This window comes from Isoptericola sp. 178, from assembly GCF_030586525.1.
Taxonomy (GTDB): domain Bacteria; phylum Actinomycetota; class Actinomycetes; order Actinomycetales; family Cellulomonadaceae; genus Isoptericola; species Isoptericola sediminis.
In genome coordinates this window covers 175,569-196,736 of the sequence record NZ_JAUQYN010000004.1, presented here as the reverse complement: position 1 = coordinate 196,736, position 21,168 = coordinate 175,569, and the positions used below count along the sequence as shown (strand labels likewise).

Below are 21,168 nucleotides of genomic sequence, written 5' to 3'. Positions count from 1 at the left end.
CCCGCTCATGGCCGTGTGGCCCCTCGGACGGGCAGGACCACCACGCAGGCGTCGTCGCGCCGGACGGCGAAGTCGCGCATGATCACGCCGGCGACGACGGTCGCGGAGCGCAGCAGCAGACCGGGGTAGTCCACGAGGTTGACCCGGTCGGTCAGTCCGTCGGAGTACAGGGTGACGACGTCGCCCTCGCTGACGGCGTGCGTCGTCTCCGAGATCGCGGGGGAGCGCGACCCGCCGATGCCCGGGGGGCTCAGCAGGCTGCGGGTGCGGGTGCCGTGGATCGCCCCGGCGATGTTGCCGATGCCGGCGTGGCGCAGGGTGGAGCCGATCTGCTGCACCACCGCCACGGCGGCGCCGCGCGTGCCCGCCAGGGCACGGTGCACCCGCTCGAGGAGGATCGCGGGGCCGGCCGCGGGAGCCGCGCGGAAGGCCCGGACGGCGGCCTGCGAGGCCGCCGCCGCGAGCGGGCCGTGACCCAGCCCGTCGGCGACCAGCACGCTCGACGCGCCGTCGTCCACGCGGACCGCGAACGCGTCACCGCAGACCTGCTGACCCGTCATGGCGCGGGTGATGCCGCTCGGGGCGCCGGCGGTGGACGCCGGACGCTCGTCGCCGGCGACGGGACGGCGCGCGTCGAACGCGGCGGACACGACGGTCCCGGCGCCGGGGGCCGACCACGCGTCCCACGAGCCCGCCAGCCGGGGCAGCGTGCCCAGACCGATGCCGAGGGTGCCCCGCGAGGAGACACCGTCCCGCATCGCCGCCGCGACGTCGCGCATGCCCGGCCCCGAGTCGACGGCGAGCACCGTCAGGCGGGCGCACCCGTCCGTCCGGTCGACCGCGAGCAGCATGCGGCCGGAGCCCGCGTGGCGGGTCTGGTTCGTGGCCAGCTCGGACACGACGAGCCCGACCTCGGCGGCACGGCTCTCGTCGTGCCCGAGCCGGATCGCGGTCGTCACCGCCGCGCGGCGCACCCGGCCGACGGCCGACGGGTGGTCGACCGTGTACCAGGCGCCACTCTCGAGCACACTGCGTGGCTCGTCCGGATCGACGACGCCGGTCATCGCGCCCAGGCCGCGATCTCGACGCGGGTCCCGACCCCGGGCGTCGTGTCGATCGCGAAGTGCTCGACCAGACGACGCGACCCCGACAGCCCCAGCCCGAGCCCGCCGCCGCTGGTCCAGCCGTCGGTGAGCGCGAGGTCGAGGTCGGCGATGCCGGGGCCCTGGTCCGAGAAGACGGCACGGACACCGGTGCGCCGCCCGCTCGTGACCAGCTCGACCTCGGCCTCGCCGCCGCCGCCGTGCACCAGGGTGTTGCGCGCGAGCTCGCTCGCCGCGGTGACGAGCTTCGTCTGGTCGACCAGGGACAGCCGCGCCTGCTGGGCGAGCCGTCGCACGGCCTGGCGGACCCGGACCACGTCCGAGTCGTCGCGAACCGGTTGTCGGGTGCCGGTGGTGGGAGAGGTCGTGGTCATCCGGCGTCGCGTTCGACGGCCGCGAGGAGGACGTCTTCGGCCGCCACGCTGTCGGGACTGAGCAGGGCCAGACCGCGGTCGACGTCGAGCGCCGTCTGCACCCCGTGCAGCCCCAGCCCGAGCTCGACCATGGTGATCGCGACGGCGGGACGCATCCCGACGACGACGGTGCGGGCGTCCAGCACCCGCGAGACGGCGGCGACGGAGGCCAGCATGCGGCCGATGAAGCTGTCGACGATCTCCAGGCCGGAGATGTCGATGATGACGCCCCGCGCACCGGTCCGGGTGATCCGGGCGGCGAGGTCCTCCTGGAGCTGGAGCACGGTGTCGTCCTGCAGCTCGACCTGGATCGACACCAGCAGCGTCGACCCGATCTTGAGGATCGGGACCTCGTTCACCCGCGCACCTCGCTGGTCGGTCGCTTCTTCTCGCGCAGCGCGTCGACCAGGGCGTCGGCCAGGGACGCGCGGGTGCGGATGTCGCCGAACTCGATACCGAGGGCCACGATCGTCTGGGCGATCTGCGGCCGGATGCCGCTGATCGTGCACTGGGCGCCCATGAGGCGCGCCGCCACGACCGTCTTGAGCAGGTGCTGGGCGACCTGGGTGTCGACCGCCGGCACACCCGTGATGTCGATGATCGCGTGCTCGCTGCCCGTCTCGACGAGGGTGTTGAGGAGCTTCTCCATGACGACCTGCGTGCGGGCCGAGTCGAGGGTGCCCACCAGCGGCACCGCGACGATGCCCTCCCACAGCTTCACCACCGGGGTGGACAGCTCCATGAGCTGCTCCGCCTGCTCGGTGATGATCGCCTCGCGGGCGTCCGCGTAGTTCTCGAACGTGTACAGGCCGAGGTCGTCCACCAGCCGCATCAGCGGCGTCAGGTGCGCGCGGACGTCGTCGTCGACCAGGCTGTACAGGCCCTCCTTGAGCGCGAACACCGCCATCGCCGTCTCCCGGGGGGTGAACCCCAGGCGGGCGCGAGCACCGGAGACGTCGGCCAGGATGCCCCGCAGCTGGTCGAACGCCGCGTCGCCCAGCTCGGAGCCGCCGTCGCGCAGCCCCTCCACGAGCGCGTCGTAGATGTCCGACTGCTCGCGCTCGAGCTCGCCGCGGGTGCTGCGGCCCCGCAGCTCGACGCTCGACGCGTCGAGCCACGCGGCGCGGACGGCCTCGGCGTGGTCCGTGAGGATCGTGGAGAGCTGGGCACTCCGGGCAGTCGGCACGTGGGCTCCTTTCGGGCGGCGCGAGGGTGGATCGCGGAGACAGTGTAGGAGCAGAACGCCCCCGCGACCCACCGGTTCGCGTCGCCGCAGGTCAGGCCCGGTGTGTCCGGTAGAACTCCACCAGCCGGCGGGTCGAGGAGTCCTGTTCCGCCAGGGCGGCGTCGTCCCCGGACACGGCCGGGGCGACCTCCAGGGCCAGCTTCTTGCCGAGCTCGACGCCCCACTGGTCGAAGGAGTCGATGCCCCACACGACGCCCTGGACGAAGGTGATGTGCTCGTACAGCGCGACGAGCTGACCCAGGACGGACGGCGTGAGCGCCGGCGCCATGATCGAGGTCGTCGGACGGTTGCCGGAGAAGGTCCGGGCGCTGACCAGCTCCTCGGCGGTGCCGTCGGCCCGCACCTCGTCGGCCGTCTTGCCGAACGCGAGGGCCTTGGTCTGGGCGAAGAAGTTCGCCAGGAACAGCTCGTGCACGTCCGCGCCCGGCGCCACCGCCTTGCCGTCACCGACCGCGTCGACCAGCGGGTAGGCGGGGGTCGCGAACGCGACGAAGTCGGCCGGCACGGTCCGGGTGCCCTGGTGGATGAGCTGGTAGAAGGCGTGCTGGCCGTTCGTCCCCGGCTCGCCCCAGAAGACCTCGCCGGTCTGCGTCGTGACCGGCGACCCGTCCCAGCGCACCGACTTGCCGTTGGACTCCATCGTGAGCTGCTGCAGGTAGGCGGGGAAGCGGTGGAGCTGCTGGGCGTAGGGGAGCACCGCGTGGGTGTGGGCGCCAAGGAAGTTCGTGTACCAGACGTTGAGCAACCCCATCAGCGCGGGCACGTTCCGCTCGAGCGGCGTCGTGCGGAAGTGCTCGTCGACGGTGTGGAAGCCGGCGAGCAGCTCCCGGAAGACCTCCGGGCCGAAGGCGACGGCGAGCGAGGTGCCGATGGCGGAGTCGACCGAGTACCGACCGCCGACCCAGTCCCAGAAGCCGAACGCGTTGGCGGGGTCGATGCCGAACGCCTCGACCTTGTCCAGCGCGGTGGAGACGGCGACGAAGTGGGCGCGGACCGCGGCCTGCTTCGCGTCGTGGTCGTCCTCGATGGCGCCGACCGCGTGCAGACGCTCCCACAGCCAGGCCCGGGCCAGGCGGGCGTTGGTGAGGGTCTCCAGGGTGCCGAACGTCTTGGACGCCACGATGAACAGCGTCGTCTCGGGGTCCAGGTCGGCGGTCTTCTGCGCCAGGTCGGTGGGGTCGATGTTCGAGACGAACCGGACCTCGAGGTCCTCGCGCCCGTAGGGCTTGAGCGCCTCGTAGACCATGACCGGGCCGAGGTCGGAGCCGCCGATGCCGATGTTGACGACCGTCCGGACCGGCTTGCCGGTGACGCCGCTCCACTCCCCGGAGCGCACCTGCTCCGCGAACGCCCCCACCTTGTCGAGCTCACGGGCGACGTCGGCGTCCACGTCCTGGCCGTCGACGACGAGCGACGGCTGCGTCCCGGGGGCCCGGCGCAGCGCGGTGTGCAGCACGGCACGGTCCTCGGTCACGTTGATGTGCTCGCCGGTGAACATGGCCTCGATGCGTTCGGGCAGGTTCACCTCGTGCGCGAGACGGACGAGGAGGTCGAACGTCTCGTCGGTCGCCAGGTTCTTCGACAGGTCGACCAGCAGGTCCCCGGTGGTGTGGCTGAACCGCTCGGCGCGGCCGGGATCGGCGGCGAACCAGCCGCGCAGGTCCCCGCGGAACTCCTGGTGGTGGCGGAGCAGCTCGCCCCAGGCGGGCGTGGTGGTGGCGTCGACAGGAGAGGTCGTCATGAGGCCTACCGTAATGACCGCGACGAGCGTCTGCGCGCCCGGTCCGCGGTCCGGGAGGCCCGTGCCCACGGCGACGGCCCGTCCGGCCCTCGGCGGGTCGCGCCCGGAGGATGAGAGGACTCTCATGCTCGTCTCCGCGAGGTCTCATGCCGGCGCCGAAGGATGGTGCACGTCCGCAGGCAGCGGATGCCGTCACCGTTCGAGGGAGCAGCCATGAGACCGTCCGTGAAGAAGCGTTGGATCGTCGTCGGCACCGCCGCGGCCCTGGGCATGGGCGTCGCGGGCGCCGCCGCCGTCGGGACGAGCGACCAGGACGACCCGTCCGGGGGCGTCGACGCCGTCACGCTGGACGGCCCGGAGGAGGGCGCGACCGACGAGTCGTCCGTCGACGAGTCGTCGGGCTCGACCGGTCCCGCGTCGACCGACGTCAGCGACCCGTCCCCGGAGTCCTCCGACTCTCCGACCACCGCCGTCGACACCTCCGACTCGCCCGACGACCCCTCGACGCAGAGCGCCCGCAGCGCGGAGACCGCCTCGCCCTCCCCGCAGCACGTGCAGAGCGCGGACTCGGCCGATTCCGACGACTGAGCACCGTGCCGGTCCTGGTGGGGATCGCCGACCGGAGCGGTGAGCGCGCGCTCCGCGCCGGTTCTGGCGAGGATGGACCGATGGCACAGAGCGACCTGGACCTGTTGACGGGCGAGGAGGCGACCGAGCTCCTCGCGACCGCGGTCTCGACGGCGGGCGGCGAGCTCGTCGACTGGTCGGTCCGGCAGGTGGACCACCGCCCCGGACGGTCGACGACCGTCGCCTACCGGGCGCGCGTGCGGTGGGGCGAGGGCGTCGAGGCGGGGCGGGTGCGTACCGAGACGCTCGGGGCGTCGCTCGGCCGCCCGGGCGACCAGCAGGTCCCCGGTGTCCTGACCCTCGACGACGGCGAGCACGCCGTGGCCGTGTGGCGGTTCCCGGGCGATCCGGCGCTGCCGGCGCTGGCCACGGCCTACGACGCGGAGGCGGTCGCCACCCTGCTGGGCGACCTGGGCGTGCCCGAGGTCGCGCGGGGCCCCGTCACGCTGAGGGTCCGTGCCTACCGTCCCACGCGCCGCGCGGTCATCGAGGCGAGCACCCCCGGGGCCCGGGTCTTCCTCAAGGTCGTGCGCCCCGAGAAGGTGGACGACCTGCACGCCCGCCACGCGCTGCTCGCCGGCGCCGGGCTGCCGGTGCCGAAGCCGCTCGGACGCAGCGCCGACGGTCTGCTCGTCATCGCGCCCCTGTCCGGGGAGTCGATGCGGCACGCGGTCCGCGACGGGGGAGCGGTCCCGAGCGCCGCCGAGGTCGTCACCATGCTCGACCGGCTGCCGGACAGCGTCGCCGAGCTGCCGCTGCGCACCTCGTGGAGCGAGAACGCGGGCCACTACGCGTCGGTGATCGGCGCGGCGATGCCCGCGGAGGCCGACCGGGCACGGCACCTCGCCGAGACGATCGCGACCCGGATCGCCGGGCAGCGCCCGGACGAGCCGACGCACGGGGACCTGTACGAGGCCCAGGTCATGCTCGCCGACGGGCGCATCACGGGTCTCCTCGACGTCGACTCGGCCGGTCCGGGCCGGCGCGCCGACGACCTGGCGTGCCTGGTGGCGCACATCGAGACGCTGTCCTTGCTGCGCGGGTGGGACAACGAACGTCTGCACGCCCTGGCGCTCGAGTACGCGGCGGGTTTCGCCGGGCAGGTCGAGCCGGTGGAGCTGTCGGCGCGGATCGGCGGGGTGCTGCTGTCGCTGGCGACGGGGCCGCACCGGGTCCAGGAGGCGGACTGGCCGCTGCAGACCTCCCGACGGCTGGACGCCGTCGAGCGATGGCTGGGCGGCGTGCCGGGGTGACCGGGCGCGGCCGGCGGCTCCGTCCGTCGGCGCTGCCGGTCCGCACCAAGGCGGTGCTCTCGGTGCTGCTGCTGTCCGCCCTCGGGCTGGCGGTGGCATGGGCGGTGACCGACACGATCCACGCCCGGGCGGTCCTCGAACGGATCGACGGCGAGCTCGACCAGGAGGTCGAGGAGTTCCGGGTCCTGGCCGAGCGGGGCGTGGACCCGGACACCGGGGAGCCCTTCAGCAGCGTGGAGCAGCTGCTGCGGGTGGCGATCGAGCGCAACGTGCCGGGCGCCGACGAGATGCTGGTGACCTTCGTCGGCGGCGACGCCGACCTGTACTCGCCGTCGTGGGCCTCCGCGGTGGTCGACGACCCGGACCTGGTGGGGCTGGTGGGCGACCTCGGGCCGCAGGCCCGGAGCGCGGTCGAGGAACGGATCCCGACCGCCGTGGGTGAGATGCACGTGATCGCCGTCCCGGTGCAGGTCGCCGACGGCTCGGAGCACGGCACCTACGTCGTCGGCGTGGGGACGGATCTCGCGCTGGCCTCGCAGCAGGAGCTCCGCCGGACCTTCGCCCTGGTCTCGCTCGGCACGCTCGTCCTGGTCGGGGCGGTGGCGTGGTGGGTCGTGGGGCGGCTGCTGCGGCCGCTCGAGCTCCTCGCGGCGACGGCGCAGCGGGTCGGCGGCGACGACCTGACGCTGCGGGCCCCGGTGCACGGCGAGGACGACGTCGCCACGCTCGGCCGGGCCTTCAACACGATGCTGGACCGGGTGGCGGCGGCCTTCGACGCCCAACGGCAGTTCCTGGACGACGCCGGTCACGAGCTGCGCACCCCGTTGACGGTGCTGCGGGGACACCTGGAGCTGCTCGAGCCGGACGACCCGCACGACGTCGCCGAGACGCGAGCCCTGCTGCTGGACGAGACCGCGCGGATGAGCCGCATCGTCGAGGACCTCGTGCTGCTGGCGAAGTCCGAGCGCCCCGACTTCGTGCGGTTCGGCGAGGTCGACCTCGGGCCGCTGACCGACGACCTGCTGGACAAGGCGCGCGCCCTGGGGGACCGCGCCTGGCGGGTGGACGCCCGTGCCGAGGGGGTCGTGCCCGGCGACGAGCAGCGGCTCACCGAGGCGGTGCTGCAGCTCGCCGACAACGCGGTGAGGTTCTCCCGTCCCGGGACGCGGATCGCGGTCGGCAGCGCCGTCACCGGCTCCACCGCCCGCCTCTGGGTGCGGGACGAGGGGCCCGGTGTGGCACCGCAGGACCGCGAGCGCATCTTCGAGCGCTTCGTCCGGGTGGGCGACGCGGACGTCCCCGGGTCGGGGCTGGGCCTGGCGATCGTCGCCGCCGTCGCGCACGGGCACGGCGGGACCGTCACGGCGGAGGCCGGGTCCCCGGCGTCCGACGGCGTGGGGGAGCACGGGCTGCGTGTCACCGTGTCGTGGCCCGTCGCCGGCGGCCCGGTCGGCGGGGTCCGGGAGGGGACGGTCCGATGAGCAGGATCCTGGTGGCGGAGGACGAGGACCGCATCGCGCAGTTCGTCCGCAAGGGGCTGCGGGCCCACGGGTTCGTCCCGACCGTCGTCTCCGACGGCGCGTCGGCCGTCGAGCACGCGCTCAGCGGCGAGTACGACCTCATGGTGCTGGACATCGGGCTGCCGGAGGTCGACGGGTTCGAGGTGCTGTCCCGGCTGCGCGGCTCCGGGTCCACGATGCCCGTGGTCATCCTCACCGCCCGGGACTCCATCACCGACCGGGTCACCGGGCTCGAGGGCGGTGCGGACGACTACATGGCCAAGCCGTTCGGGTTCGAGGAGCTGCTGGCCCGCATCCGGCTGCGGCTGCGGGAGCCGGGACGCGCCGAGCGGGAGGTGCTGGAGCACGGCGGTCTCGGCCTCGACCTGGGGTCCCGCCGTGTGACGGTGGAGGGCCGGTCCGTCGACCTGTCGGCCCGGGAGTTCGCGCTGGCGGAGGTGTTCCTGCGCAACCCGGGACGGGTGCTCTCGCGCGAGCAGCTGCTGTCGCGGGTGTGGGGCTACGACTTCGACCCGGGGTCGAACGTGGTCGACGTGTACGTGCGCTACCTGCGCCGGAAGATCGGCACGGAGCGGATCGAGACGGTGCGGGGGATGGGCTACCGGCTCGTCTGACCCGTCGGGCGGGGGACCTCCGCCGCCTACCTCGCGGGCGGAGGGGGAGGGGCCGTGCTGCCGCGCACCACGAGCGAGGTCGGCAGGCGCAGGTGCTGGTCGCGGGGGGTGCCGTGGAGCAGGTCGAGCACCATGCGCAGCGCCTCGGCGCCCATCTGGTGCAGCGGCTGGGCGACGGTGGTGAGCGCCGGGGTGGTGGTCATCGACTCGGGGACGTTGTCGAACCCGACGACGGACAGCTCCTCCGGCACCCGGATGCCGAGCTCGGCGGCGACCTCCATCAGGTGGATCGCGGAGAGGTCGTTGGCGGCGAACACGGCGGTGGGCCGCGCGTCGCCGGTCGCGGTGAGGAGCTCGCGCGCGGGGGTGTCGGCGGTGTCGGGACGGTAGCCGCCCACCCGCACCAGGTCCGGGTCGACGTCGATGCCGGCGGCCTCGAGCGCCTGGCGGTAGCCGAGCTCGCGCAGCCGCGCGGACTGCAGGTCCGTGCGTCCGCCCAGGTGCGCGATGCGCCGGTGCCCGAGTCCCAGCAGGTGCTCGACGGCCTCGCGCGCACCGGTGACGTTGTCGGAGTCCACGGTGTGGGTGCCCTCGGGGCCGGTGTGCGGGTCGATGGCCACGACGGGGACCCCGTAGGCGCCCGACATCACCATGGTCGGGGTGACGACGATCGCGGCGTCGATGAGGGTGCCGGCGAGCCGGGACAGCGATCGGCGCTCCCACCCGCCGGGCACTCCGCCGTCGGACCCGCCGCTGTAGGCGAGCAGCTCGTAGCCGGTGCCGCCGACGGCTGACGAGATCCCCTTGAGCAGCTCGGTCGAGTAGGGCTCGAACTCGGCCACCAGCACGCCGACCACGTTGGTGGACTGGCGCCGCAGGCTGCGGGCGACGAGGGAGGACTCGTAGCCCAGCTCGGCCACGACGGCGAGGACGCGCTCCGCCGTCGACGAGGCGACCCCGTACCGGTTGTTGACGACCTTCGAGACGGTCGCGACCGACACGCCGGCGACGCGCGCGACGTCGGAGATCGTCACCCGTCCGGCGGGCGGGCTGGTCCTGGGACCCGCGGCGGACGGGTCGGCGGCGGTGCTCACAGGAAGACGGTATCCCGCGCAGCCCGGGGTGACGAGCCACGGAAGGCAGTGATGAAATCGTTATCGAAAACGTTTGACGAAAGCTGCGTCCGTCGGAAACGCTAGGGGCTGGCCACACCCGTGCAGGTGCGGGTTCAGGTGCCGTCGTGGGGAACACCCCCAGCGGTAGGCATTCTCGACGAGGAGGATCAGTCATGAAGATGCGTTCGCGAAGGTCGCTCGCGGTCACGGCCGCCCTGGTCATGGGCCTGGGCACGCTGACGGCCTGCGGAAGCGGTGACGAAGGCGGCTCCGCCGAGGAGGGCGGCCCGGTGACGCTCACCGTCTGGCACAACTCGACCACGGGCCCGGGCAAGCAGTACTGGGAGGACGCGACCGCGGCCTACACCGAGGAGCACCCGGACGTGGACTTCGAGATCCAGTCGATCCAGAACGAGGACATGGACGGCAAGCTCCAGACGGCCGTCAACTCCGGCGACATGCCCGACGTCTTCATGGCCCGCGGTGGGCAGAAGCTGGCGGACATCGTCGCCAGCGGCAACGTGAAGGACCTGACCGGCACGCTCAGCGACGAGGCCAAGGACACGATGGGCGCGGCGCTGTCCGCCTTCACCGTGGACGGGAAGAACTACGCGATGCCGCTCGCCGTCCTGCCCGGCGGCATGTTCTACTCCCAGGACCTCTACGACGAGGCCGGCGTCTCGGGCACCCCGACGACGATCGACGAGCTCGAGCAGGTCGACGCGCAGCTCAAGGACGCCGGCATCGAGCCGATCGCGCTCGGCGCTAAGGCCGCGTGGCCGGCCGCGCACTGGTTCTACTTCTTCGCCCTGCGCGAGTGCTCGCAGGAGACGATCGAGAGCCTGTCCACGTCCGCGGACTTCTCGGACGAGTGCTGGCTCCGGGCCGGCCAGGACCTCGAGGACTTCGCGGCCACCGAGCCGTTCCACGAGGGCTTCCTGACCACCGATCCGCAGGAGGGCGCGGGGTCGTCGGCCGGGCTGGTCGCGAACCACGAGGCCGCCATGGAGCTCATGGGTGGCTGGAACGTCGGTGTGATCGCCTCCCTCACCCCGGACCAGCAGCCGCTGGACGACCTCGGGTGGTTCCCGTTCCCCGAGGTCGAGGGTGGCGAGGGTGACCCGACGGCGATGATGGGCGGCGTCGACGGCTTCAGCTGCTCGCAGGACTCCCCGTCCGCGTGCGAGGACTTCCTGAACTTCATCGCGACGAAGGACCAGCAGGAGCAGTACGCCGAGGCGTACCAGACCATCCCGGCCAACCAGGACGCCCAGGAGGTCGTCGAGGACCCGGCGCTCCAGCCGATCATGGAGGCGTACAACGACGCCGCCTACGTCAGCACCTGGATGGACACCGTCCTGGGCCAGAACGTCGGCAACGCGCTGAACACGGCCGTCGTGGAGCTGCTGGCCGGTCAGGGTGACGCCGCGGGCATCGTCTCGACCATGGAGACGGCCGCCTCGCGCGGGTGATCGCACCGATGTCCGACTCACAGGTCATGGCGCCTGAGGGTCCCTCGGCCGCAGGGGGCGGCAGCACGCCGCCCCCTGCGGCACAGCCGGCGGCCGAGCCGTCCCGGCGAGGGGCCGACTGGCGCAAACGCGCAGAGATCACGCTCCTCACCGGCCCCGCGATCCTCGTCTTCCTGACGTTCGTCATCGTGCCGGTGCTCATGGCGGCCTACTACGGATTCTTCCGCTGGAAGGGCTTCGGCCCGCCGACGGACTTCGCCGGCCTGCAGAACTACGTCTCGATCCTGACGGATCCCACGTTCCAGGACGCGGTCCGCCACAACTTCATCATCGTGGTCCTGTCCCTGGTCATCCAGGGCCCGGTGGCCATCCTGTTCGCGCTGCTGATGAACCAGAAGATCCGCGGGCGGTCCGTCATCCGCATGCTGATCTTCGTGCCCTACGTGATCTCCGAGGTCATCGTCGGCACGGGTTGGGCGCTGATGATGTCCGACACCGGAGCGGTGAACACGGTCCTGGCCAAGATCGGTCTGGAGAACCTGCAGCAGAGCTGGCTCGCCGACCCGAACATCGCCATGGGCACCCTCATGCTCATCCTCACGTGGAAGTACGTCGGCTTCGCGGTCATCCTCATGCTGGCCGGTCTGCAGTCCATCCCGGAGGAGCTGTACGAGGCCGCCGCCATCGACGGCGCCTCGTTCTGGCAGCAGCAGTTCCGCATCACGCTGCCGCTGCTCGGACCGACGATCCGCATCTGGGCGTTCCTGTCGATGATCGGGGCGCTGCAGCTGTTCGACCTGGTCAACATCATCTGGGGGCAGTACGTCGCCGCCACGGCGGGCACGTCGACGATGGCGACCTACATGTACCTCAACGGTCACCTGGCGGGGAACTACGGGTTCGGTAGTGCCGTCGCCGTGGTGCTGTTCATGATCTCCCTGGTCGTCGCGCTGTTCTACCAGCGCTTCGTGCTGCGCCGCGACACCGAGGGCGCGGTGACCGGAAACTCAGGCCGGAAGAGGAGGAAGAAGTGAGCGCCTCGACCGTTTCGCCCACTCGCCCGCAGACGTCGCCGCAGGTCCTGCGCCACTCCACGGCGTTCGCGTGGGGCAGCCCGGCCACCTACCTGATCGCCGTCGTGCTCATCGCGGCGTGCATGGGACCGGTCCTGTACATCGTGCTCGGCGGCTTCCGCACGAACTCGCAGATCACCGAGGACCCGTCCGGGCTGCCGTCGCCGTGGGTCACCACGAACTACACCGACGTCCTGGCCAGCAGCGAGTTCTGGGTCGCCATGGTGAACTCGACGATCTCCGCGCTCGCGACGACGGTCGGCACCGTCGTCCTGGGCGTCATGGCGTCGTTCGTCATCGCCCGGTACGACTTCGTCGGCAAGGGAGCCATGTACTCCCTGTTCGCCGCCGGGCTGATGTTCCCCATGACCGTGGCGATCACGCCGCTGTACCTGATGGTGCGCATGCTGGGCCTGACGAACTCGCTGATGGGCATCATCCTTCCGCAGATCGCGTTCGCTCTGCCGGTGACGATCATCATCCTGGTGCCGTTCCTGCGGGCGATCCCTCAGGAGCTCGAGGAAGCGGCGAGCATCGACGGGGCGAGCCGCCTCGGATTCTTCTGGCGGATGGTCGTCCCGCTGTCGATGCCCGGCGTGATCACCGTCGGCATCCTGGCGTTCATCAACGCCTGGAACAACTACATGCTGCCCCTGTTCATCCTCAGCGACCCCGCGACGTTCACCCTCCCGCTGGGCGTGGCGAACTTCGCGTCGCAGTACTCGGTGGACACCGCCCGGGTGCTGGCGTTCACCTCGCTGTCGATGATCCCGGCGCTGCTGTTCTTCACGCTCTTCGAGAAGCGGATCGTCGGCGGACTGACCGGCGCGATCAAGGGCTGAGCCCGGCCCGCGAGGACGACGTCCCGGCGACGCCCCGACGTCGTCCTCGCACCCCGTCCTGTGGAGGTGGACTTCCGTGTCGCTCGTACGCAACCCCGTCCTGCCGGGCTGCTATCCCGACCCCAGCGTGTGCCGGGTGGGGCAGTGGTACTACCTGGTCTGCTCGACCTTCGAGTACCTGCCCGGACTCCCCGTCATGCGCTCGCGTGACCTCGTCACGTGGGAGACGGTCGGTCACGTCGTCGACCGTGAGGGCATGCTCGACCTGGGAGGTATCCGCTCGTCCGGGGGCCTCTACGCTCCGACGATCCGTCACGACGGCGAGCGGTTCTGGGTCGTGTGCACGCTCGTGGACCAGAACGACGACCAGCGGGGCGGCAACTTCGTGTGCCTCGCGGACGACGCGGCAGGACCGTGGTCGGACCCGATCTGGCTCGACGAGCGCGGCATCGACCCGTCGCTGTTCTTCGACGACGACGGGCGGGTCTGGATGCACGGCACCCGTCTGGTCGATCCGGACCGCGCGGAATGGCACGACCAGACCGAGGTGTGGATCCGGGAGCTCGACCGCACGTCGATGAAGCTCACCGGGCCCGAGCACCTCGTCTGGAACGGTGCGCTCACGAACGCCGTCTGGGCCGAGGGGCCGCACCTGTACAAGGTCGACGGCACGTACTACCTGCTCGCGGCGGAGGCCGGGACGGAGTTCCACCACGCGGTCTCGGTCGCTCGCGCCGAACGCGTGACAGGTCCGTACGTCGGGAACGCGGGCAACCCGGTGCTGACCCACCGACATCTGGGCAGGCGCCACCCGGTCGTGGGTGTCGGGCACGCCGATCTCGTGGAGACGCCCGACGGCGACTGGTTCGCCGTGCTGCTCGCCATGCGTACCTACGGGGGGTACCACTACCCCCTGGGCCGGGAGACGTTCCTCGTGCCGGTGGTGTGGGAGGACGGGTGGCCGGTCTTCGCGCCGGGAGTCGGCATGGTGCCTCGCGAGGTCGAGGTACCGGGTGCGTCGGCGGCCCCCTCGGGATGGAACCCCGGGGGCCGGCCCGGAGTCGTCGCCCCGTCGGACCGGCGGTGGACGGCGCTGCGTGCCCTGCCCGCCACCGTCGCCGCGCCGGACGGCGACGGGTGGCACCTCCCGGTCCGGGCGGACGGCCTCGGCGAGCCGGGCGTGCCGGCTTTCGTCGGGCTTCGCCAGCAGCACCAGGACGTCGACGTCACGCTCGAGCTGGACGTCGCCGCGTTGCAGGTCGGCGAACGAGCAGGGCTCGTGCTCCGGCAGTCCGAGCAGGACCACGTGACGCTCGACGTCACGCCGGAGGACGGCCGGCTCGTCGTCCGCGCCCGCCGACGTGCCGGTGCCGGCGGCGAGGGCGTCCCGGGGCGTGCCGACCCCCGGGCGGACGCCCTCCCGGGCAGCGGTGAGCCGATGGGCCACGCCTCCGTCGCCGCCGACGCCGGACGGATCGTGCTGGGCATGAGGGCACGGGGCACCGACGTCGACCTGTTCCACAGGGCACCGACGCCGGACGGCCCCGGGCGTGAGCACCACGTCGCGACCGCCGATGCGCGCTGGCTCGACACGGTCACCACCGGCGGATTCCTCGGACTGTGGATCGGTGCGTTCGCCACCAGCGACGGGAGACCGGCCGCAGGGTCGGTACGCGTCCGGCTCGCCTATCACCCCGCGGGAGGGAGCATCCCGCGCCACCAGACCACCACCACGTCGCTCTCGACGCACGACGCCGCCGCAGGCAGCCTCGAGTCCGAGCTCGTGTCCACCGAAGGAGACCGACCGTGACCCACGTCCAGCCGAACGCTCAGGGCAGGTCGGACACCGTCGCCGACACCGCGGGCCCGGGCACGCCCGGCGCGGCGCCGCACGCCTCCGACCGGGTCGTGGCGCTGCACGCGCGGATGAGCCTCGAGGAGAAGGTGGCCCAGCTCGCGGGCTACTGGCTCGACCAGGGCGGCGACGTCGTGGCCCCCCTGCAGGACGAGATGGCGGCCGGGCAGGCCGGGGCCGACCGGCTCGGTGACGTCACCCGGCACGGCATCGGTCACTACACCCGGGTGTACGGCACCCGGCCGGTCGACCCCGTGGAGCGTGCCCGGTGGTTGTGGGGCGAGCAGCGGCGCCTGCGCGCCGAGACCCGGCTGGGCATCCCCGCCCTCGTGCACGAGGAGTGCCTGACCGGGCTGGCGGCCTGGCAGGCCGCCACGTTCCCGACGCCGCTGGCCTGGGGTGCCGCCTTCGATCCCGAGCTCGTGGCGGAGATGGGCGCCCTGATCGGCGAGTCCATGCGCTCCCTCGGCATCCACCAGGGCCTGGCACCCGTGCTCGACGTGATCCGGGACCCGCGCTGGGGGCGCGTCGACGAGTGCATCGCCGAGGACCCGTACCTGGTCGGCACCGTCGGCACGGCCTACGTCCGCGGCCTGCAGGGAGCAGGGGTGCACGCCACCCTCAAGCACTTCGTCGGGTACAGCGGGTCGCGGGCCGGACGCAACCACGCACCGGTCTCGGCCGGTCCGCGCGAGATCGCCGACGTCTACCTGCCGCCGTTCGAGATGGCGGTGCGTGACGGCGGCGTCCGGTCGGTCATGGCGTCCTACAACGACATCGACGGCGTGCCGCTGCACTCCTCGGACGAGTACCTCACCGGGGTCCTGCGGGACCGGTGGGGGTTCGACGGCGTGGTCGTCGCGGACTACTTCGGGGTCGCGTTCCTGGAGGTCATGCACGGGGTGGCCGCCGACCGCGGCGAGGCCGCGGCGACGGCGCTCGCGGCCGGGGTGGACGTCGAGCTGCCCACCGGCGACGCGTTCCTCGACCCGCTGACGGCCGCGGTGCGCGACGGCCGTGTCGACGAGGCTCTCGTCGACCGGGCGGTGCTCCGCGTCCTGGCGCAGAAGGACCGGCTGGGACTGCTCGAGCCCGACGCGTTCGCCGACGAGCCGCCCGCCGACGTCGACCTCGACTCGCCACGCCACCGTGAGGTGGCGCGGCGGCTGGCCGAGGAGTCGGTGGTGCTGCTGTCCAACGACGGCGTGCTGCCGCTGGGCCGCTGGACCAAGGCGCCCGGACGGGTCGCGGTCGTCGGCCCGAACGCGGCCCGCGCCGACGCGCTGATGGGCTGCTACTCGTTCGCCAACCACGTGCTCGCCCACCACCCCGAGCACCCGCTCGGGTTCGAGATCCCCACCGTGCTCGAGTCCGTCGGTGACGCCTTCACCGCCGCCGGGGCGGCTCGTCCGGAGGTCGTGCACGCCCGCGGTTGCGACGTCGCGGGAGAGGACACCTCGGGGTTCGCCGACGCGGTGGCCGCGGCGTCCTCGGCCGACGTGGCCGTGGTCGTGGTCGGGGACCAGGCAGGGCTGTTCGGCCGGGGCACCGTCGGGGAGGGCAACGACGTCGAGTCGCTGGACCTGCCCGGCGTGCAGCGGGAGCTGGTCGAGGCCGTGGTCGCCACCGGGACCCCGGTGGTCATGGTGGTCCTGTCCGGTCGGCCCTACGCGATCGACTGGGCGCTGGACGGTGACCGCGGTCCCGCGGCCGTCGTGCAGGCGTTCTTCCCCGGCGAGGAGGGCGGTCCCGCCGTCGCCGGGGTGCTGACCGGTGCGGTCACCCCGTCCGGACGGCTCCCGGTGTCGTTGCCGCGGTCGGCCGGGGCGCAGCCGTACTCCTACCTGCACCCCGTGCTCGGTGGCCCGAGCGACGTCACCTCCACGGACTCCACGCCGTTGCGGCCGTTCGGGTTCGGGCTGTCGTACACGACGTTCGAGTACAGCGAGCTCCGGGTGGACCCGGCCGTGGCCACCGCCGGGACGCTGTCCGCCACCGTGCGGGTCACGAACACCGGGGACGTGGCAGGTGCCGACGTCGTGCAGCTCTACGGCCACGACCTCGTCGGGTCGGTCGCTCGGCCCGTGGCCCAGCTGCTGGCGTACCGACGGGTGGCGCTCGCGCCGGGGGAGTCGGTCGAGGTCGCCTTCTCGGTGCCGACGGCCCGGTTCGCGTTCAGCGACCGGCGTCTGGACCGGGTGGTCGAGCCGGGAGCGGTGGACGTCTGGGTCGGGTCGCACGCCGCTGCCGTGGCGGGCGAGGCCGGTGACCTGCGGCACGTGACGGGCGGTGCGATCCGGAACGAGCGGGTCGCCCCCAAGCGTCAGGTGCCCGGGACGGCGACACCTCGGGCCCGCGTGGACCTCACGGGTCCGGTGCACGCGGTGACCGGTGCCGACGCCCGGGTCGCGACCGCCGTGGTGGTGCGCGAGCCCTGACCCGCGGGTCAGGACTGCTGCCCGCGGCTCAGGGCTGCTGCGCGCGGGTCAGGACCGAATCTGCCGGGTCAGGACCGATTCGCGCGAGGCAGGACGTGGCAGAGTGGACGGATGCGGATCGACATCTGGCTGTGGGCGGTCCGGCTCTTCAAGAGCCGGTCGGTCGCGGCCTCGACGCTGCGCTCCGGCAAGGTGCGCGTCAACGGCACCGTCGCCAAGCCGGCCACGCAGGTCCAGGTCGGCGACCGCGTGACCTGGCAGGACCCGCTGCGCCAGCGCATCGTCGTGGTGCGCGAGCTGCTGCCCAAGCGCGTCGGCGCACCGCTGGCGGTCAAGGCCTACGAGGACCAGAGCCCGCCGGTGCCGACGCGTGCGGAGCGGGCCGCGGTCGGCCTGCGGGAGCGGGGTGCCGGCCGGCCCACCAAGAAGGAGAGGCGCGAGATCGACAGGCTCCGGGGAGGACGGCGGTAGTCCGGGCGTCCTGACCCGCGCGGATCGGTGCTGACCCGGCGCGGTCAGAGCCGGTGCAGCAGCGCGATCAGCTCGTCGGCCATCTCGAGCTTGCGCGCCAGGTCGGCCCGCCGTTCCTCCGCCGCGGTCACGTAGCCGGCGAGCCGGTCCCGGGCGGCAGGACGCTCGTCCGGGCCCACGGCCTCGGCACCGAGCGTGTCGGCGACCCGCAGCAGGTCCGACATCTCCTCCAGGGAGAACCCCAGCGGCTTCATGCGGCGGATCAGCAGCAGCCGCTCGACGTCGGCGTCGGTGTAGAGCCGGAACCCGCCCTCGGACCGTGCCGAGGGGCGCAGCAGCCCGACCTCGTCGTAGTGGCGCAGCGTGCGCAACGACAGGCCCGTCCGCTCGGCGACGGCCCCGATGTGATGCATGGCCGGATCGTGAGACACGAGGATGAACTCTACCCTCACGTGAGGGTAGAGTTGCCCCGTCGCGGGCCGACGTGCGTCCGGCGCCGTCGGTCGCGACACCCGAATCCTTCGCGCGACGCCGCGCCCCTTGAGCCCTGTCCCCGGCCGGGAGCCCGTCGTCGAGCGGTCCCTCTCGGTCTGCCGTGCGCCCACGGCGCCACCGAACCGAGAGGAAGCCTCCGCGTGTCGACCGACCTGCGTGCCTCCCTGCCCGACCCGGCCCCCGAGCCCCAGCCCGTCACCGGCGCCCCCGAGGCGACCTCGTCCGGCTCCTTCCGGGCCGCCTTCAGCTCGATGACGCGGCTGCGCACCGAGGTGCTCGCCGGGCTCGTCGTGGCGCTGGCGCTCATCCCCGAGGCCATCGCGTTCTCGATCATCGCGGGCGTGGACCCCAAGATCGGGCTGTTCGCCTCGTTCACGATGGCCGTCACCATCGCGTTCGTCGGCGGCCGGCCGGCGATGATCTCCGCCGCCACCGGTGCCATCGCCCTGGTCATCGCCCCGGTCGTGCGCGACCACGGGCTGGACTACCTCATCGCCACCGTGATCCTCGGCGGGGTGATCCAGGTCGTGCTCGGCCTGATCGGCGTCGCGCGGCTCATGCGGTTCATCCCCCGCTCGGTGATGGTCGGGTTCGTCAACGCCCTCGCGATCCTCATCTTCACCTCGCAGATCCCGCACCTGTTCGGCGACGCGGTGCCCTCCGACCAGCGCTGGACGGTCTTCGCGCTCGTGGCCGCCGGCCTCGCGATCATGGTGTTCTTCCCCCGGCTGACCAAGGTCGTCCCGGCGCCGCTGGTCGCCATCGTGCTCCTGACGATCCTCACCGTCGTCGCGGCGATCGCGGTGCCCACCGTCGGCGACCAGGGCGACCTGCCCGACTCCCTGCCGGCGCTGTTCTTCCCGGACGTCCCGCTGACCCTGGAGACGCTGCAGATCATCGCGCCCTACGCGTTCGCCATGGCGCTGGTCGGGATCATCGAGTCGCTGCTGACCGCCAAGCTCGTCGACGACGTCACCGACACCCACTCGAACAAGACCCGCGAGACGTGGGGCCAGGGCGTGGCCAACCTCGTCACCGGGTTCTTCGGCGGGATGGGCGGCTGCGCCATGATCGGCCAGACGATGATCAACGTGAAGGTCTCCGGCGCGCGCACCCGGCTGTCGACCTTCCTGGCCGGCATCTTCCTGCTGATCCTCGTCGTCACCCTCGGTGACGTCGTGTCGGTCATCCCGATGGCGGCCCTCGTGGCCGTGATGATCATGGTCTCGGTGGCCACGTTCGACTGGCACTCGGTCCACCCCTCGACCCTGCGCAACATGCCGTGGGCCGAGACGGGCGTCATGCTCTCGACGGTCGTCGTCACCGTGTGGACGCACAACCTCGCCTACGGCGTGGTGGCCGGTGTGGTGGTCGCGGCCGTGCTGTTCGCCCAGCGGGTCGCGCACCTGACGACGGTCACCCGGCTGGACGCCTCCGACGAGGACGGCGAGCGCGTCTACGCCGTCGACGGCGAGCTGTTCTTCGCCTCGTCGAACGACCTCGTCTACCAGTTCGACTACTCCGGCGACGAGCAGCGCGTGATCATCGACATGTCCAACGCCCACATCTGGGACGCCTCGACCGTCGCCGCGCTCGACGCCGTCGAGCACAAGTACGCCGTGCACGGCAAGACCGTGGAGTTCCGCGGGCTCAACGACGACAGCCGGGAGCGGCTGGACCGCCTCGCCGGCAAGCTCGGCGCGGAGCACTGAGCCGCCGCTCGGCCGGCGGGGGCGACCGGCGCTAGGGTCGCCGACATGGTGAGCGATCGGATCCGCGCCCTGCTGGCCGAGCACCCCGTGGCCGACGGGCACAACGACCTGGCCTGGGAGGCCCGCGAGCAGGTCGGCTACGACTGGGACCTGCTCGACATCGCGGGGCCGACGGCGGACCGCACCCACACGGACATCCCCCGGCTGCGAGCCGGGGGAGTGGGGGCGCAGTTCTGGTCGGTCTACGTGCCGACCACCATCCCCGGGGCGGACGCCGTGGTGGCGACGCTGGAGCAGATCGACGGCGTGCACCGCATGGTCGAGCGGTACCCGGACCAGCTGCAGCTCGCCACGACCGCCGCGGAGGTCGAGGACGCCTGGTCCAACGGGCGCATCGCGAGCCTGCTGGGCGCCGAGGGCGGGCACTCGATCGACGGCTCCCTCGGCGTGCTGCGCATGTTCCACGAGCTCGGCGTGCGGTACATGACGCTGACCCACAACGACTCCACGCCGTGGGCGGACTCCGCCACGGACGAGCCGAGCGAGCACGGCGGCCTGAACGACTTCGGCCGCGAGGTCGTGCGCGAGATGAACCGCCTCGGCATGCTCGTCGACCTCTCGCACGTCGCCGCGGGCACCATGCACGCCGCGCTCGACGTCACGACGGCGCCGGTGGTCTTCTCCCACTCGAGCGCCCGCGCCGTCTGCGACGTGCCGCGCAACGTGCCGGACGACGTCCTGGGCCGGCTGGCGGGCAACGGTGGCGTCTGCATGGTCACCTTCGTGCCGCACTTCGTCACGCCGGCGGTGGCGGAGTGGAAGGACGAGGCCGCCGCGGCCGCCGCCGAGCAGGGGATCCGCGCGACCGACTACCTGGCGTTCAGCGCGTTCCTCGCGGACTGGCGCGAGACCCGGCCCGCACCGCCCACGCGCCTGGCCGACGTCGTCGCCCACGTCGAGCACGTGCGCGAGGTGGCCGGCGTCGAGCACGTCGGCCTCGGCGGGGACTACGACGGTGCCAGCGGGTTCGCCCCCGAGCTCGCGGACGTGTCCGGCTACCCGGCGCTGCTGGAGGCGCTGGCGGAGCGAGGCTGGTCCGACGCGGACCTCGGCCGCCTCACCAGCGGCAACGTGCTGCGCGTGCTCCGCGACGCGGAGCGCTGACCGCGCACTCCCGT

19 protein-coding genes are annotated in these 21,168 nt (G+C 72.6%); 12 read left to right on the top strand and 7 right to left on the bottom strand.

Going from position 1 to position 21,168, the window contains the following annotated elements:
- Positions 1–5 precede the first annotated feature (5 nt).
- The 5 genes from Q6349_RS14085 to pgi all read right to left on the bottom strand — a co-directional run bounded on the left by Q6349_RS14085 (position 6) and on the right by pgi (position 4,503).
- The gene (locus Q6349_RS14085; protein ID WP_304604613.1) at positions 6–1,028 is read right to left on the bottom strand and encodes a SpoIIE family protein phosphatase; all 1,023 of its coding nucleotides are present in this window, start codon (positions 1,026–1,028) and stop codon (positions 6–8) included.
- 32 nt (positions 1,029–1,060) lie between these two features.
- On the bottom strand, positions 1,061–1,477 hold the full coding sequence (locus Q6349_RS14080) for an ATP-binding protein (protein ID WP_304604612.1): 417 nt from the start codon (positions 1,475–1,477) through the stop codon (positions 1,061–1,063).
- On the bottom strand, positions 1,474–1,875 hold the full coding sequence (locus Q6349_RS14075) for an STAS domain-containing protein (RefSeq protein WP_304604611.1): 402 nt from the start codon (positions 1,873–1,875) through the stop codon (positions 1,474–1,476). The genes Q6349_RS14080 and Q6349_RS14075 overlap by 4 nt, the downstream gene beginning before the upstream one ends.
- On the bottom strand, positions 1,872–2,702 hold the full coding sequence (locus Q6349_RS14070) for an STAS domain-containing protein (protein ID WP_171248391.1): 831 nt from the start codon (positions 2,700–2,702) through the stop codon (positions 1,872–1,874). Before Q6349_RS14070 ends, Q6349_RS14075 begins: the two co-directional genes overlap by 4 nt.
- 91 nt (positions 2,703–2,793) lie before the next feature.
- Complete coding sequence (gene pgi, locus Q6349_RS14065; RefSeq protein WP_304604610.1) at positions 2,794–4,503, bottom strand: glucose-6-phosphate isomerase; 1,710 nt, start codon at positions 4,501–4,503, stop codon at positions 2,794–2,796.
- 213 nt (positions 4,504–4,716) lie between these two features.
- Between pgi and Q6349_RS14060 the strand changes: the two genes are divergently transcribed.
- The 4 genes from Q6349_RS14060 (at position 4,717) to Q6349_RS14045 (ending at position 8,517) form a co-directional block, all read left to right on the top strand.
- On the top strand, positions 4,717–5,091 hold the full coding sequence (locus tag Q6349_RS14060) for a hypothetical protein (RefSeq protein ID WP_304604609.1): 375 nt from the start codon (positions 4,717–4,719) through the stop codon (positions 5,089–5,091).
- Between the two features lie 80 nt (positions 5,092–5,171).
- Positions 5,172–6,383, top strand: a complete 1,212-nt coding sequence (locus Q6349_RS14055; protein ID WP_171248388.1) for a phosphotransferase — start codon at positions 5,172–5,174, stop codon at positions 6,381–6,383.
- Positions 6,359–7,864: a cell wall metabolism sensor histidine kinase WalK gene (locus Q6349_RS14050; RefSeq protein ID WP_171248387.1), complete on the top strand. Its 1,506-nt coding sequence runs from the start codon at positions 6,359–6,361 to the stop codon at positions 7,862–7,864. The genes Q6349_RS14055 and Q6349_RS14050 overlap by 25 nt, the downstream gene beginning before the upstream one ends.
- Complete coding sequence (locus tag Q6349_RS14045) at positions 7,861–8,517, top strand: response regulator transcription factor (protein WP_304604608.1); 657 nt, start codon at positions 7,861–7,863, stop codon at positions 8,515–8,517. The genes Q6349_RS14050 and Q6349_RS14045 overlap by 4 nt, the downstream gene beginning before the upstream one ends.
- A gap of 26 nt (positions 8,518–8,543) precedes the next feature.
- Here Q6349_RS14045 and Q6349_RS14040 read toward each other — a convergent pair whose 3' ends face one another.
- Positions 8,544–9,611, bottom strand: a complete 1,068-nt coding sequence (locus tag Q6349_RS14040; RefSeq protein WP_304604607.1) for a LacI family DNA-binding transcriptional regulator — start codon at positions 9,609–9,611, stop codon at positions 8,544–8,546.
- A 200-nt stretch (positions 9,612–9,811) separates the two neighbouring features.
- On the opposite strand from Q6349_RS14040, the gene Q6349_RS14035 reads away from it, so the two are divergent.
- The 6 genes from Q6349_RS14035 (at position 9,812) to Q6349_RS14010 (ending at position 17,783) form a co-directional block, all read left to right on the top strand.
- Complete coding sequence (locus tag Q6349_RS14035; protein ID WP_304604630.1) at positions 9,812–11,104, top strand: ABC transporter substrate-binding protein; 1,293 nt, start codon at positions 9,812–9,814, stop codon at positions 11,102–11,104.
- Between the two features lie 8 nt (positions 11,105–11,112).
- A complete protein-coding gene (locus Q6349_RS14030; RefSeq protein WP_304604606.1) occupies positions 11,113–12,138 on the top strand; it encodes a carbohydrate ABC transporter permease in 1,026 nt (341 codons plus the stop codon).
- Positions 12,135–13,019 (top strand): carbohydrate ABC transporter permease, encoded by an 885-nt coding sequence (locus Q6349_RS14025; RefSeq protein ID WP_369810849.1) that lies wholly within the window; start codon positions 12,135–12,137, stop codon positions 13,017–13,019. Before Q6349_RS14030 ends, Q6349_RS14025 begins: the two co-directional genes overlap by 4 nt.
- A 76-nt stretch (positions 13,020–13,095) precedes the next feature.
- Positions 13,096–14,829, top strand: coding sequence for a glycoside hydrolase family 43 protein (locus Q6349_RS14020; RefSeq protein ID WP_304604605.1), 1,734 nt, complete (start codon positions 13,096–13,098; stop codon positions 14,827–14,829).
- Between the two features lie 116 nt (positions 14,830–14,945).
- Entirely contained in the window at positions 14,946–17,312 is a 2,367-nt protein-coding gene (locus tag Q6349_RS14015; protein WP_304604629.1) for a glycoside hydrolase family 3 N-terminal domain-containing protein, read from the top strand.
- Positions 17,313–17,423: 111 nt separating this feature from the next.
- Positions 17,424–17,783, top strand: a complete 360-nt coding sequence (locus tag Q6349_RS14010; protein ID WP_171248383.1) for an RNA-binding S4 domain-containing protein — start codon at positions 17,424–17,426, stop codon at positions 17,781–17,783.
- 44 nt (positions 17,784–17,827) lie between these two features.
- Here the strand turns inward: Q6349_RS14010 and Q6349_RS14005 are convergent, their stop codons facing one another.
- Positions 17,828–18,196 (bottom strand): MerR family transcriptional regulator, encoded by a 369-nt coding sequence (locus tag Q6349_RS14005; RefSeq protein WP_304604604.1) that lies wholly within the window; start codon positions 18,194–18,196, stop codon positions 17,828–17,830.
- A 222-nt stretch (positions 18,197–18,418) separates the two neighbouring features.
- Here Q6349_RS14005 and Q6349_RS14000 point away from each other — a divergent pair, with 222 nt between their 5' ends.
- Complete coding sequence (locus Q6349_RS14000) at positions 18,419–19,990, top strand: SulP family inorganic anion transporter (RefSeq protein ID WP_369810850.1); 1,572 nt, start codon at positions 18,419–18,421, stop codon at positions 19,988–19,990.
- Between the two features lie 45 nt (positions 19,991–20,035).
- Positions 20,036–21,154, top strand: coding sequence for a dipeptidase (locus Q6349_RS13995; protein WP_304604603.1), 1,119 nt, complete (start codon positions 20,036–20,038; stop codon positions 21,152–21,154).
- The last annotated feature ends 14 nt before the right edge of the window (positions 21,155–21,168 follow it).